This window comes from Rhodococcus rhodochrous (genome assembly GCF_900187265.1).
In the GTDB taxonomy this organism is placed as follows: Bacteria; Actinomycetota; Actinomycetes; order Mycobacteriales; family Mycobacteriaceae; genus Rhodococcus; species Rhodococcus rhodochrous.
Genome location: NZ_LT906450.1, coordinates 1519097 through 1533202 on the forward strand (window position 1 = coordinate 1519097; position 14106 = coordinate 1533202).

Annotated in this window: 12 protein-coding genes; 5 read left to right on the forward strand and 7 right to left on the reverse strand. The window is 68.2% G+C overall.

From position 1 onward, the window contains the following. Nucleotides 1-2 precede the first annotated feature (2 nt). Nucleotides 3-1901, forward strand: a complete 1899-nt coding sequence (locus tag CKW34_RS07060) for an FAD-dependent monooxygenase (RefSeq protein WP_059382919.1) — start codon at nt 3-5, stop codon at nt 1899-1901. A 70-nt stretch (nt 1902-1971) separates the two neighbouring features. On the opposite strand, the gene CKW34_RS07065 is transcribed toward CKW34_RS07060, so the two are convergent. From CKW34_RS07065 to CKW34_RS07080, 4 genes are all read right to left on the reverse strand, one after another. Beyond that, the gene (locus CKW34_RS07065; protein ID WP_059382918.1) at nt 1972-2631 is read right to left on the reverse strand and encodes an SDR family oxidoreductase; all 660 of its coding nucleotides are present in this window, start codon (nt 2629-2631) and stop codon (nt 1972-1974) included. Between the two features lie 88 nt (nt 2632-2719). Then, nucleotides 2720-3916, reverse strand: a complete 1197-nt coding sequence (gene lhgO / locus CKW34_RS07070) for an L-2-hydroxyglutarate oxidase (RefSeq protein WP_059383049.1) — start codon at nt 3914-3916, stop codon at nt 2720-2722. Between the two features lie 265 nt (nt 3917-4181). After that, entirely contained in the window at nt 4182-5378 is a 1197-nt protein-coding gene (locus CKW34_RS07075; RefSeq protein ID WP_059382917.1) for an FAD-dependent monooxygenase, read from the reverse strand. Nucleotides 5379-5462: 84 nt separating this feature from the next. Beyond that, nucleotides 5463-6650, reverse strand: coding sequence for an MFS transporter (locus CKW34_RS07080; protein WP_095092080.1), 1188 nt, complete (start codon nt 6648-6650; stop codon nt 5463-5465). Between the two features lie 117 nt (nt 6651-6767). Between CKW34_RS07080 and CKW34_RS07085 the strand changes: the two genes are divergently transcribed. From CKW34_RS07085 to CKW34_RS07100, 4 genes are read left to right on the forward strand one after another with little or no spacing between them, the layout of a single operon-like run. Further along, nucleotides 6768-7625, forward strand: a complete 858-nt coding sequence (locus tag CKW34_RS07085) for an IclR family transcriptional regulator (RefSeq protein WP_059382915.1) — start codon at nt 6768-6770, stop codon at nt 7623-7625. Nucleotides 7626-7683: 58 nt separating this feature from the next. Continuing rightward, on the forward strand, nt 7684-8754 hold the full coding sequence (locus CKW34_RS07090; RefSeq protein WP_059382914.1) for a cupin domain-containing protein: 1071 nt from the start codon (nt 7684-7686) through the stop codon (nt 8752-8754). 5 nt (nt 8755-8759) lie between these two features. Next, nucleotides 8760-9581 (forward strand): fumarylacetoacetate hydrolase family protein, encoded by an 822-nt coding sequence (locus CKW34_RS07095; RefSeq protein ID WP_059382913.1) that lies wholly within the window; start codon nt 8760-8762, stop codon nt 9579-9581. A gap of 12 nt (nt 9582-9593) precedes the next feature. Next, the gene (locus tag CKW34_RS07100) at nt 9594-10307 is read left to right on the forward strand and encodes a maleylpyruvate isomerase family mycothiol-dependent enzyme (protein ID WP_059382912.1); all 714 of its coding nucleotides are present in this window, start codon (nt 9594-9596) and stop codon (nt 10305-10307) included. Between the two features lie 79 nt (nt 10308-10386). On the opposite strand, the gene CKW34_RS07105 is transcribed toward CKW34_RS07100, so the two are convergent. The 3 genes from CKW34_RS07105 to CKW34_RS07115 all read right to left on the reverse strand — a co-directional run bounded on the left by CKW34_RS07105 (nt 10387) and on the right by CKW34_RS07115 (nt 13777). Then, entirely contained in the window at nt 10387-10770 is a 384-nt protein-coding gene (locus CKW34_RS07105) for an excalibur calcium-binding domain-containing protein (protein WP_059382911.1), read from the reverse strand. A gap of 243 nt (nt 10771-11013) precedes the next feature. Beyond that, entirely contained in the window at nt 11014-12897 is a 1884-nt protein-coding gene (locus CKW34_RS07110; RefSeq protein WP_059382910.1) for a ketoacyl-ACP synthase III, read from the reverse strand. 46 nt (nt 12898-12943) lie between these two features. Further along, nucleotides 12944-13777 (reverse strand): 3-oxoacyl-ACP reductase family protein, encoded by an 834-nt coding sequence (locus CKW34_RS07115; RefSeq protein WP_059382909.1) that lies wholly within the window; start codon nt 13775-13777, stop codon nt 12944-12946. Nucleotides 13778-14106 lie beyond the last annotated feature (329 nt).

Consider the following 14106-nt stretch of genomic DNA (forward strand, 5'->3'; position numbering starts at 1 on the left):
CCATGTCGACCTACTACCAGCCGCCGAAGTACCCCGCGTCGGAGTTCGAGTCGATGACTCCCGCCGACGAGACGCTGCCCGTCGTCGTGGTCGGTGCCGGACCGGTGGGCATGGCCGTCGCCCTCGGACTCGCCCAGCGCGGTGTGCCCGTCACCATCCTCGAGGCCGCCGATCAGGTGTCCTTCGGCTCGCGCGCCATCTGCATCTCCCGCCACAGCCTCGAAGCCGCCGCGCGCCTCGGCTTCGGCGAGGAGCTCGAGAAGATCGTGCTGCCGTGGGTCGGCGGTCGCAGCTTCTACCGCGACCAGCAGGTCCTGCACTTCCAGATGCCGCAGCGTGACTTCGACGTCCGTCCGCCCATGATCAACGTCTCCCAGTCGGAGTTCGAACAGATCATGGTCGACACCATCGAGCAGAACCCCCTCATCACCCTGCACTGGCAGGCGCCGATCGCCGGGATCCTGCGCGGCGAGGACGAGGTCACCCTCGAGGTCGACACCGCCGCCGGCAAGCGGCACCTGCGCGCACGCTGGGTCGTCGCCGCCGACGGTGGCCGCAGCCGCATGCGCGAACTCGCGGGCCTGCGTCTGCAGGGCACCAGCTACGAGGGCCGCTACGTCATCGCCGACATCCACTGGGAGTCCGATCTCCCCGCGGAGCGCATGGTCTGGTTCGACCCGCCGAGCAACCCCGGCTCGACGATCATCATGCACAAGCAGCCCGGCAACATCTGGCGCATCGACTACCAGCTCGACCCGTCCGAGGACGCCGAGATCGAGACGCAGGAGGAGGCGATCCGCGCCCGCATCGCCAAGCACCTCGACTGGCTGCAGAACGACCTGCCGTGGACCCTCGAGTGGAAGGGCTTCTACAGCGCCCGCGCCCTCGCCCTCGACGAGTTCACCCACGACCGTCTCCTCTTCGCCGGTGACGCGGCCCATCTCGTGCCGATCTTCGGTGTGCGCGGGCTCAACTCGGGCATGGAGGACGCCGAGACCCTCGCGTGGCAGCTCGCCGCGGTCGTGAACGGCAACGCCGAACCCGCCCTGCTGAAGGCGTACTCGTTCGAACGCCACAACGCGTGGGAGCAGAACGTCGCCAACGCCGGCAAGTCCACGCTCATCATGAGCCCCGGCAGCCACGGCTACCGCACCACGCGTGACGCGATCCTCGCGCTCGCCGTGGGACGCCCCGAGTTCGGGCACCTGATCAACCCGCGTCAGTCCAGCGCCACGCACGCCCGACTGTCGCCGCTGACCTGGTCGGTCGCCCCCGGCACCGAAGGTGTGCTCCCGGGCGATCCCGTCGAGGATCGCCGGATCCGCATCGCCGGTCGCGAGACGTCGCTGAACGACGCGCGCGGCACCGGATTCGCCGTGCTCGGGGTCGGCCTCGACGCAGCGGGCTCGGCCGCCCTCGCCACCGCCGCAACGAGCCTGGCGCAGGCGCTCGCCCCCGAGAGCGTCGCGGCCCTGGCCGTCGACAGCGCAGAGGTGGACGGTGTGACGCTCCTCGACGCGCCCGATCTCGTCGAGGCACTCGGCGCGATGGCCGGTGAGGCTTTCGTGATCCGCCCCGACGGTCTGCTGCTGTGCCGTGTGCCGGTCGCCGACCTGGACGGTGTCGCGGCGTCCCTGCGCTCCGGTGCCGCTCCTGCCGGTGCGGAACTCCCGGCCCGGCCCGCCGAGCAGGTCACCGAGGACGATCAACGACGTGAGAACGTCTGGCTCGGTCTGTCGACCGCCCTGGACCAGGCCGCCGAGGACGACCGCGAGGGCTTCCTGGCGCGACTCGCGCTGGTGCTCGGCTCGCAGGTCGACCGCCGGCAGTTCGAGGAGGCCATCGCGGCCGCCGCGGACACCTCGCCGCTGCGCGTGGAGGAACTCGCCCCGCAGGCCTGAGCGATCACATCGCTCGTATGTCCGCCCCCGGTTGCCCCCTGCTACCGGGGGCGGACTGCTGCGCGGGGAACTACCTCAGCGCGTCGAGTGCCTCGTCGATCGGGACGTCACCGTTGTTGAACTCGATGGTGCGGCCCACCGTCTCCGGCCGCTCGAGCACCGCTGCGGCGACGGCCGCGACATCGGCGCGCGAGACCTGTCCCTTGTCGCTCGCCCCGTGCCCCTCGATCTCGATGCGGCCGGTGGGCGGGTCGAGGGTCAGTGCGCTCGGACCGAGGATCGTCCAGTCGAGGTCGGTGCCCCGCAGATGGGCGTCCGCGGCCGACTTGGCCTCGGCATAGGCGTAGAAGCTGTTGTCCTCGGGGACGCCGTGGTCGGGGCGGGCCCCGAAGTACGACACCATCACGTACCGGCGCACCCCGGCCTCCTGCGCGGCGGTCATCGAGGCGATCGCCGCGTCGCGGTCCACCGCATAGGTGCGTTCGGGATTCCCTCCGCCCGCGCCCGCGGACCAGACCACCGCGTCGTGGCCGCGCAGCAGCTCGGTGATCTCGGCGATGTCCATCTTCTCGACGTCGGCGACGACGGGCGTGCCACCGGCAGCGCGCACATCGTCGGCGTGATCGGGATTGCGGATGAACGCACTGGTCTCGTGACCGGCATCGGCCAGCAGCCGCTCGAGATGCAACGCGACCTTGCCGTGTCCTCCGATGAGTGCGATTCGTGCCATGGAGACCTCCTGACGATGAAGTGGTTTCCGTGCAGCATGCCCGGAACCGGTCACTGCGAACCGTGACGTCCGCCGCCGGGTGACCCGATCAGGCGATGCGTTCGAGGGCGCGGTCGACGAGATACTCCGCGATCGCCATCGACGAGGTGGCCCCGGGTGACGGGGCGTTGCGCAGGTGCACGACCCGTCCGTGCCCGGTGACGACGAAGTCGTCCTCGAGACCTCCGTCGGAGTTCATCGCCTGGGCGCGGATGCCGCGCGGACCCGGCCGCACGTCGTCGACGGTCAGCCCGGGCATGTACGCGGCCGCATCGGCGACGAACCGTCGAGTGCTGCTCGCCGTGCGCAGTTCCCGGCCCGCTGCGGGCAGGTTGTGGGCGGCGAACCGCCAGAAACCGGGCCAGGCGACGGCGTCACGCAGATCGCGCCACGATCCGCGCCCGCCGCGATAGGCCTCGCGGCCGGGGGAGAGGAAGGCGTTCGGTCCCACCATCACCTCACCGTCGATCCGGCGGGTGAGATGCACACCGAGGAACGGATAGCGGGGGTCGGGCACCGGATAGATCAACCCGCGCACCTTCGCCGCCGCGTCCGGTTCGAGCAGCAGGTAGTCGCCGAGGAACGGGACGATCCGCGGGTCGCGGGTGTCGCCCGAGGTGTGGGCGAGACGGTCGGACTGCAGTCCCGCGCACGTGATCACCAGATCGAAGGCCGGTTGATCGCCCGGGACGTCGACGACGACCTGCTCGCCCGCCTCGCGGATCGCCGTCACGGCGGTACCGGTCCGCACCGTGCCACCCGCGGCGACGACGTCGTCCGCGAGCGCGCGGGTGACGGCGACGAAATCGATGATCGCCGTGTGCGGGGAGTGCAGGGCTGCGATCCCGACGGCGTGCGGTTCGATCGCGGTGATCTCGTCGGCACCGATGCGCCTGATGCCGGGGACCCCGTTCGCCGTGGCCCGCGAGAAGATCGCGTCGAGCCGGCCGAGTTCCGAGTCGTCGAGGGCGACGACGACCTTGCCGCACTCGTCGTAGGGCAGGCCCTTGTCCGTGGTGAACGTCTGCAACAACTCCACACCGCGCCTGCACAACCGCGCCTTGAGGCTGCCGGGCGTGTAGTAGAGGCCGGCGTGGACGACGCCGCTGTTGTGCCCCGTCTGATGCGCGGCGAGCCGGTCCTCCTTCTCGAACAGCGTGACGTCGGCGTCCGAGAGGGCGAGTTGCCGGGCGGTCGCGGCACCGATGATGCCCCCACCGACCACCGCGACGCGAAGGTTGCGAATACTCAAGGGCCGCTCCCTGTTCTCCGCGGATCGTGACGTCCGTCCGCAGTCCGGCGAGTATATGCCGCACCGCTGTGACGTCAGGGTCGTTCCGGAACGGTCGGCGAATCCCCCGAGTGAGGGTTGGTCGAGGTCACGAACACCGGTCGGGACCGAATTCACTTCGGATATACGGCAAATGCCGCCCCCGATCGGTGGATCGGGGACGGCATTGTCCGGAACGGGACGAATTGCTCAGCGCCGCTGTGGGATCAGTGCTCAGTGCTCAGCGGTTGCGGTCGGAGCTGTAGCCCCAGAGCCAGTCCGTGTACTTGTAGCTCGAGGTGTCGCGGGTGCGGAACAGCTCGTTGCGGGCCTCGCGACCGGCACCGTCGAGGTGCCACAGGTCGCCCCACATGCGTCCGGTGGTGAGGATGCGGTTGCAGCGCGGTGCGCGTTCGGCGTTGACGTCCTTCAGGATCTTCGGCCAGTTCGCGCTGTCGCCCTGCAGGTCCTCGGCGGCGTAGTCGGCGAAGCACTTCGCATCCTCGAGCGCCATGACGGCACCGGAGGCGAGGTACTGCAGCGGCGGGTGCGCGGCGTCGCCGAGCAGGATCATCCGGCCGTCGACCCAGTTGTCGATCGGGTTGCGGTCGAACATCGGCCACCAGCGATCGGTCCACAGGTACTTCAGTGCGCTCTGCACGCTCTCGTGGCAGTGGTCGTAGGCGTGCGCGAGTTCCTCGGGGCTGCCCCACTTCTCCTCACCGCGGAGGAATGCGGGGGACTGGAAGACCGCCACCTGGTTGAGCATCTCGCCCTGGCGCAGCGGGTACTGGATGAAGTGGCAGCGCGGGCCGATGTAGCCCACGACGTCCTCGATCTCTTCCTCGAGCGGAACCTCGTTCATCGGGAAGGTGCCGCGGAAGGCGACGTAACCCGAGCCGACGGGCTGGTCGTCGGACAGCTTCGGACGCAGGCGCGAGTGCAGGCCGTCCATGCCGAGTGCGACGTCGCCGACGTGCTCCTCGCCGTTCTCCAGGATCACCCGCACGGTGTCGCCCTCGGTGACCACGTCGGTCACCGTGGAGTTCGTCCGCAGATCCGCTCCGGCCTTGCGGGCCGCCTCGACGAGCACCGAGTGCAGATCCGAGCGGTGCACGACGAAGTACACACCGCCGTAGTGCTGCTGGTAGTCGCGTCCGAGATCGACCTTCGTGAGGATCTCCGCGGTCACGGCGTCACGGAAGACGAGGTTCTTGGGCAGCACGCCCTTCGCGATGACCTCGTCGTAGACACCGAGCGACTGCAGGATGCGCGAGCCGTGCGGGCCGATCTGGAGTCCTGCGCCCACCTCACCGAACTCGGGGGCACGCTCGAACAGCGTGACCTGGGCGCCCTTCTGCGCGAGAGCGAGGGCATTGGCGACACCGCCGATGCCGCCACCGGCAATGAGAACTCGAGCGTCCTTCAGATCGGACATGACACTCCTTCGGATCGTGTGAAGCAGAGGGGAACGGGGCGCGGTCAGCGCGTATCGATCGCGGCGCGATCGGCCGCGGTGTGATCAGTGAGCGGAGACCGGGCGGAGCGAGTCGTGGCGTGCGGGGAACTTCTTCCAGATCACCGTCAGCAGCAGCGACGAAATCAGGGCGCTGACACCGAAGAGGACGAAGTTCGAGTGGGCACCGAGGCCGGCGGCGAGCAGCCAGCCACCGATCTGCGGGGCCGCGACGGCACCGATGCGTCCGACGCCGAGGGCCCAGCCGAGAGCGGTACCGCGCAGGTGGTCGGGATAGTAGGACGCGACCGCGGCGATGATCAGTGCCTGCGTGCCGTGGGTGCCCACACCGGCGAGGACGAAGATCAGGTAGACCGCGGCGACCGGCGGGTCGAGCAGCAGGGTCAGCAGGGCGACGCCCGCGATGAGTGCGGCGACGATGCTGGTGGGGACCGAACCCCAGCGGACGCCGCCCCAGGCGGTGATGAACGAACCGGCGACGGCGCCGAGGTTCAGGGCCAGGGAGAACGTGAGGGCGTTGCCGAGGTCGGTGCCCTCGCCCTGCATGAGCTTGGGCAGCCAGGTGCCGAGGCCGTACCAGGCGAGCAGGGTCACGACGGTGACGGCCGCGAACATGATGCTGATGGTGCGGAAACGCGAGCCGAGCAGTTCCTTGAAACCGCCCGCGGAGTTGTCCGGATGAGCGTTCGAGACGGCGTGCTTCGGCAGCACCTTGATCGCCAGCGGGACGAGGACGAGCAGGGGGATCAGCGCGAACGCGAACATCGGGCGCCAGCCCCAGTTGGGGATGACCGGGATGCCGATGAGGGCGGCGATCGAGCCGCCGATCGGGACGCCCGACATCATCATCGTCGCGACCGCGGCGCGCCACTTGTCCGGCACCAGTTCGGCGGCAAGAGCGTTCGACGTCGGTACGAGTCCGCCGAGTCCGATACCGGCGACGAGGCGCAGGAGACCGAAGATCACGGGCCCGGGTGCCACCGCGCACAGGGCGGTGAAGACGGAGAGGACGACGACGCAGCCGATGACGGCGTTCTTGCGTCCGATCGCGTCGGAGAGCCGGCCGGCGAGGACCGCGCCGATCATCATGCCCACGAACGCCAGGCTTCCGAGGGTACCGGCGGTGGAGGCGCTGATGCCCCACTCGCCCTGGAGACTCGATATGACGTTGCCGTAGACGATGAGGTCGTAGCCGTCGAACACGACGAACAGCCAGCAGACGATCACCGCCATGACGTGAGCACGGGGGAGTGTGATGTTGCCTCCGGCCCGCGTCGGTGAAGCCTCGTTCTCCAGATGCATTCTTCAACGGTGGGCGCGCGCCGCCCGGCGATGCAATAAAGTTCTGCTATGCAGAACAAGCCGATGGGCACGATCCGCAAGCCGACCTACATGCTCGAGTCGGTCGACAACGCGTTGCGGCTGCTGCAGTTGCTCCGCGATGCGGGTGCGATCCGGCTCAAGGACGCGGCCGCCGAACTCGGCACGGCGCCGTCCACCGCGCACCGTCTGCTGGCGATGCTCGTCTACCGGGGCTTCGCCGTACAGGACGAGAAACGGATGTACCACCCGGGGCCGGCGCTCGGCGTCGGCCCGGCGAGTCAGGGGTGGACGCGGGACTTCACCGACCTGTGCCGCCCCCACATGGAGGCCCTCGCCACGCTCGCCGACGAGACCGTCAACCTCGTGATCCGGGTGGGATCACAGGCGCGCTTCCTGTGGACGGCAGAGGCGGCATCGATCCTGCGTGTGGGCGATCGCCGAGGTCAGGTGCTCCCCGCCGAGCTCACCGCGGGTGGACGGATCCTGCTGGCCGAGCTTCCCCGCGCGGTGCTCGAGCAGCTCTACCTGCGTCCCGCGGACGAGCCCCACATCAGTCAGGGACCGAGCCCCGCCTACGAGACCGACCGCCGGATGGCCATCGGGGAGTTCGAGGAGTTCGCGCACGAACTCGAGGCGGCACGCAAGCTGGGTTTCGCCGTCAACGTCGAGCAGACGGAGGAGGGTGTCGCGGCGATCGGGGTGGCGATCCGCAACGGCCGGGGCGCGGCGATCGGTGCCCTCACGGTGGCCGTGCCGGTCACCCGCTACCGGCAGCATCTGCGCGGAAGGCTCGTCGCGCAGATGCAGGCGGCGGTGCGGGGCATCGAGGTCGACGTCGCCGATATCGCCGGTCCGGACGTCCAGAATTCCACTGTGCAGAAATAGATGGATTCCTCGGTTCCGGCGCCCCTACTTTGGAGACAACGCCGGACAAGGAGATTTCATGACTGCCACCGAGCCTGTCGATCCCGAGCTCCAGAAGCTGTACGACGACTTCGAGACCGAACACCTCAACCCGTTGTGGACGCAGATCGGCGACCTGATGCCGATGGTCCCGACGTCCAAGGCCGTCCCCTTCGTCTGGCAGTGGTCGACCCTGTACCCGCTGGCCCAGCGCGCCGGAGATCTCGTGCCGGTCGGCCGCGGCGGTGAGCGTCGCGCCATCGCGCTCGCGAACCCGGGCCTCGGCGGCGTCCCGTACGTCACCCCCACGCTGTGGGCGGCGATCCAGTACCTCGGCCCGAAGGAAACCGCCCCCGAGCACCGCCACTCCCAGAACGCCTTCCGCTTCGTCGTCGAGGGCGAGGGCGTGTGGACCGTGGTCAACGGAGACCCGGTCGCCATGCGCCGCGGCGACTTCCTGCTCACCCCGGGCTGGAACTTCCACGGCCACCACAACGAGACCGATCGGCCGATGGCGTGGATCGACGGCCTCGACATCCCGTTCGTGCACTACACCGACACCGGCTTCTTCGAGTTCGGCTCCGACGGTGTCACCGACGAGGGCACCCCGGACATCTCCCGGTCCGAGCGACTGTGGGTCCACCCCGGTCTGCGCCCGCTCGTGGGTCTCGACCGCAAGACCAGCTCGCCGATCGCGTGCTACCGCTGGGAGCACACCGACCGCGCGCTGAACGAGCAGCTCGCCCTCGAGGACGAGGGTTACGCCGCCACCCCGGAACCCGGCCACGCCGCCGTCCGCTACACCAACCCCACCACCGGCGGCGACGTCATGCCGACGATCCGCGCCGAGTTCCACCGACTGCGCGCCGGGGCACACACCCGCGCCCGCCGCGACGTCGGATCCGTGGTCTTCCAGGTCTTCGACGGTGAGGGCCGCTTCCATCTCGCAGACAAGAGCCACGACGTCACCAAGGGCGACATGATCGTCGTTCCGTCCTGGGTCGAGTGGTCGCTCGAGACCGACAGGGGTGTCGATCTCTTCGCCTTCTCCGACGCGCCGATCGTCGAACGTCTGCACTTCAACCGCACCATCATCTCCGAAGGAGCCTGAACCCCATGCGTCTCGCCACCCTCCGCCTCGACGGCGGCACCGCCGCCGTCCGCGTCGACAGCGACTCCAGCGCCACCGTCATCGACGGCTACGCCGACCTGTCCGCGCTGCTCGCCGATCCGAACTGGAAGGCGGTCGCCGAACAGGCATCCGGAAAGACCGTCGACCTCGGCTCCGCCGACTACGCCCCGGTCGTCCCCGCCCCGGGCAAGATCGTGTGCGTCGGCCTGAACTACGCGACCCACATCAAGGAGATGGGCCGCGACCTGCCGGAGTACCCGACCCTGTTCTCGAAGTTCAAGGAAGCCCTCACCGGCCCCTACGACGACGTGGTCGTTCCCGCCTACGCGGGCTCCCAGCTCGACTGGGAGGCCGAGCTCGCCGTGGTCATCGGCAAGCAGGCCTACCAGGTCTCCGAGGCCGACGCCGCCGAGTACATCGCCGGCTACTCCGTGATCAACGACTACACGATGCGCGACTACCAGTACCGCACGCTGCAGTGGGATCAGGGCAAGACCTTCGAGAAGACCAGCGGCTTCGGTCCCTTCCTCGACACCGATTACAAGCTCGGCACCGCCATCGAGACCCGCCTCGAGGGCGAGGTCATGCAGTCGTCGAACACCAACGACCTGGTGTTCACCCCGGCCAAGCTCGTCGACTACATCTCGCACATCGTGACCCTGCAGCCCGGTGACGTCATCATCACCGGCACCACCGGCGGTGTCGGCCACGCCCGCAAGCCCGCGCGCTACATCGGCAACGGCGAGGTCTGCGAGGTCACCATCGAGGGCCTCGGCACCGTCCGGAACAAGACGATCATCAAATAGGAGAAGCCGACCGTGGGATTCAACGATCTCGACCTGTCCGAGCGACTCCTCATCGCCCGGCGCGGCACGGCCTACCTGTCTCAGCGCCTGGCCGAGCTGACCGACGACGAACTCGACGGTCCCACCCTGCTCGAAGGGTGGACGCGCCGGCATCTCGTCGCGCACATCGGCTACAACGCCGCGGCGCTGTGCCGGCTCATGGACTGGGCGGCGACCGGTGTCGAGACACCGATGTACTCCTCCACCGAACAGCGGGCTCAGGAGATCGCCGAGGGCGCCACGCTGAATCCCGCTGCCCTGCGGAACCTGTTCTCGCACACCGTTGCCCGCCTCGACGAGAAGTGGCGGCACCTGCCGGAGACGGCGTGGCAGGCACAGGTGCGCACCGCACAGGGCCGGCTCGTGCCGGCCGAGGAGACCGCCTGGATGCGCACGCGCGAAGTGTGGATCCACGCCGTCGATCTCGACAACGGTGGACGCTTCGGCGACTTCCCGCCCGTCGTCCTCGACTCCCTGCTCGACGACATCGTCGGAATGTGGCGCAAGAAGGATCTCGGTGCGGGCATCGCGCTCGAGGTCGAGGGACGCGACGCGGTCCGCGTGAACGGTGACGCCGAGACCACCCACGCCGTCCGGGGCGATCTCGCCGGTGTCGTCCGCTGGGCGGCCGGTCGCGGAGCAGTGGGGGTCACCGGCGGAGAACTCACGCCGCCGCGGTGGCTCTGAGGTTCCCGCACGTACCGATGACGAAGGCCCTTCCGTCCCGAGGACGGAAGGGCCTTCGCCCGTTCATCGGACGGAACGGTCAGCGCGGATCGCGCTCGCAACCGATCCCGTCGTTGTCGCGATCGAGACGCGGTGCATATCCCGGGTCGTTGCGGTGGACCGGAGCAGCACCCGCGTTCCATGCCTCGGTGCAGTTCTTGAACCCGCCGCTCGGTGCGGCCGGAGCCGGACGGGGAGCCGGGGGAGCAGGGGCGACCTGCGGAGCCGCCTGGGGTGCAGGCGGGGCTGGGGGAGCCGGAGGTGCCGGCGGCGGAGCGAACGGATTGAACGATCCGCTCGGAACGAGATCGGCGATGCCCTTCGGGAGCAGATCCACGAGAGGGAAGGCGGTGGCGGTCGACGGTGCGGCGACCGTCAGAGCCACACACCCCAGCGTCGCAGCGACGATGCGGCGGAACTTCATGCGCGAGGCCTTTCTGTACTTCGTCCGGATCCGATTTGCCGGATCCGATCGAAATGTCGGCCTGAGTGTCGCAGGTGTTACGCCGCCCGGTCGCAGACGACGATCGGCCCGCTCGCGACCGGATGTCGCGAACGGGCCGATGTACTCCGGGCCTGCCGGGGGACGGCCCGGATGCCTGTCGTACGCCGGGATCAGCCGGCGTGTGTCACCTGCCGGCTCAGCCGGCGGCGATCACCTGCCGGCTCAGCCGGCGTCGGTCATTTCGAACGGCACGACCACCTTCGGGTCGATCCGCATGACGGTGTAACCCGCCACCGCACCCGCGCCGAAGCCGGGAGCGAAGATACGCACCGGTTCGGTGATGACCCCGTCGCGGACGGCGTCGTGGATCGCGAGCGGGATGCTCGCCGACGACGTGTTGCCGACCTTCTCGATGTTGAAGTACAACCGGTCGGCCGAGAGTCCGGCGTTCGCGGCGAGCTCGATGACCATCGTCTTGTTCGCCTGGTGGGGAACGATGAGATCGATGTCGTCGAGCAGCGAACGTTCGGCATCGTCGGGGGACGGGAGCGCCTTGATCTCGTCGAGCATCTGAGTCAGGTAGCGACCGGCGAGCGTCTTCACCTCGGGTCCGTAGACCGTGATGAAGTTGTCGAAGTCCGGATTCGGCCAGATGATCGAGTTGACCTCGCTCGTCGGGCCGCTCGCGTAGCTGTTGAAGAACTCGAGATCGGGAGCCTCGCCCTCGGCGGCCGGCGAGATCACCATCGCCGCGGCGCCGTCACCGAAGATCATCCGGGACGGCCGGACGGTGCCGATCTTGTCCGAGAACTTCTCGACGCACACCACGAGGACGGGACGCTTGACCTGCTGCAGGATGCGGGTCGCCTCGGCCAGGCCGTAGGGCATTCCCGCGCACGCCGCGATCAGGTCGAACGAGGCGTGGGTCTGCCCGATGCCCAGTTCGCCCGAGATCCACGTGGCCAGCGACGGGATCAGCCGGCCGCTCGTGCACGTGCAGGTGATGACCGCACCGATGTCCTGCGGGCCGACACCGGCGTGGGCGATCGCCTGCTTCGCCGCCGTCAGGGCCAGGTCCTCGAAGGTTCCCGAGGTGTACCGGCGCTGCTCGATCCCGGTCTTGGCCGTGATCTCGTCGGCCGACATGGGCGACCAGTTGTAGGCGGTGTTGCGGATCAGGTCCTCGTTGGTGCACACCTGGTCGCCATGGGCGACGGCGATCGCATCGATGCGCGGTGCGATCGCGAACTCCGAACGCACGTCGACGGCCGGGTACGGCGCAGACGGGGCGACCGGTTCGTGCCGCGTGTACGAGGTGGCCTTGCGGGTCTTCCCCGACATGGCCCGGTTGATGAACCGCTGGACCTCCCGATTGCGCGGGTGGGAGACCACGACGTAGTCGTCGTCCTTCAGGTCTGCGACCCGGACGAGTTCGAGTTCGCTTCCCTCCCAGGGCTGCTGGTTGTGCAAAACCATCGACCAGCGGCTCAGGGCCTCGAGCTCGGCGACGTCCTCGTGGCAATCGAGGATCTCGTCGTATCCGAAGACGGGGTGGTTCGGATCGTAGTGGCGGACGCGCAGAGTGATGTTCTCAGGGTCGGAGATCAACTGCGTCACAGTCGGTTTGACCGAGGGTAGGTCGCCGGCGAAGTGGCGACGCGAACCGAACACCGCGAAGAGCCGATCGAAGATGCGGTCCTCGGCGGCACTGTCCCAGGCGCGGGGGAGACCGCGGTAGGCCTGCTCGACGGCACCCAACCGCTCCTCGGCCTCGGGCCAGGGAGTCAGGCGGGGCATGTAGACGTCGTCGCGGTTGCGGGGCACGTCGCCCCAGCGGGTGACGCGCCGCTCGAACATCATGAGGGTGAAACGGTCGGCCCAGAAGACATTGAGGGCCATGTCCCGCATGATCTCGAACTTCGAACCGTACTTGCCCAGTTCGTGCCGGGAGAGGATCTCCGAGACCGTGGGTGCCTTGGTGTCGAAGTCGCGGCGGATGACGGCGTCGAGGTGGTCGACGCTGCTCAGCGTGGAGAAGTCGAGTTCGGGAATGAAATTGGAGGGGAAGACTATTCGGCCGTGCCGATTGAGCTCGAATGGCTGCATGTGCGAGGGGACCGTTCGATGAGAAGTAGTGGGTGGGGAGGCCGGATCACATGTCCAGGCCGCCGTTGACGCCCCACACCTGACCGGTGATGTACGAGGAGGCGTCTGCGGCGAGGAAATGCACGACCCGGGCGATCTCCTGCGGGTCGGCGAGGCGCTTCACGGGGATGGTGTCGGTGATGCGCGCGAGAACCTTCTCGGGGATGGCCTCGACCATCTCGGTGGCGACGAAGCCCGGGGTGACGGTGTTGACGGTGACGCCGATGCTGTTCGGGTCCAGCTTGTCGTTCTTGGCCAGGTAGAAGGCCGCTTCCTTGGCGAGGGTCTTGGTGAGACCGAACAGGCCGGCCTTCGATGCCGCGTAGTTGGCCTGACCGATGTTGCCGGTCTCGCCGATGACGGAGGAGACGTTGACGATGCGTCCGGTGCCACGCTCGAGCATGTGCCGCAGTGCGGCCTGTGCCAGGTAGAACGCGCCCGAGAGGTTCACGCCGATGACGGTGTCCCAGTCCTCGTCCTGCATCTTCAGCACCGTGCGGTCGATGGTGATGCCGGCGTTGTTGATCAGGATGTCGAGACGGCCGTGCGTTTCGATGACCTCGTCGATGGTGCGTCGGCAGTCGTCGGCGTTCGCGACGTCGCCGCGGTGCACCGAGTAACGGACGTCCTTGCGGCCCTTCTCGTTCAGGTCTGCGAGGAACTGATCCGCCTGAGCCGTGTTGCGTCCGTAGCCTGCGGCGACGGTGGCACCCTGGCTCGCCAGGCTGCGGCTGATCGCCGCACCGATGCCGCGCGTGCCGCCGGTGACGAAGGCGACGCGTCCGCGGAGCTTGTTTCCGCCGGCAGCGATCTGCGAAGTGGGTTCGATGGTGCTGGTCATGCTGATCTCCTCGCTGTGCGAGGGGGCGACGGGCGCGGCTGTTCGCCGACGTCGCACACACGCCCCCTGCGCGTTGATTTCCCTGTGGAGGAGCACGTTTCGAATCCCCCTGATTCGAACGCGTGTCCCCTGATACGGGCCTTCATCGGCTCGTAACTCCCTGCAGCAACAATCATGCACCACCTCGATCATGTTGTCACCAGGAACAATTCGAGCCTCGAATTTCGGCAATTTGTCCGAATAGATCGAGAATTGTTGTAGCGCAATCGAATTAGATGAAGATTCAGGGTTACTTCATGGTACGAACATGCTGAATGTTCGTACCGGTC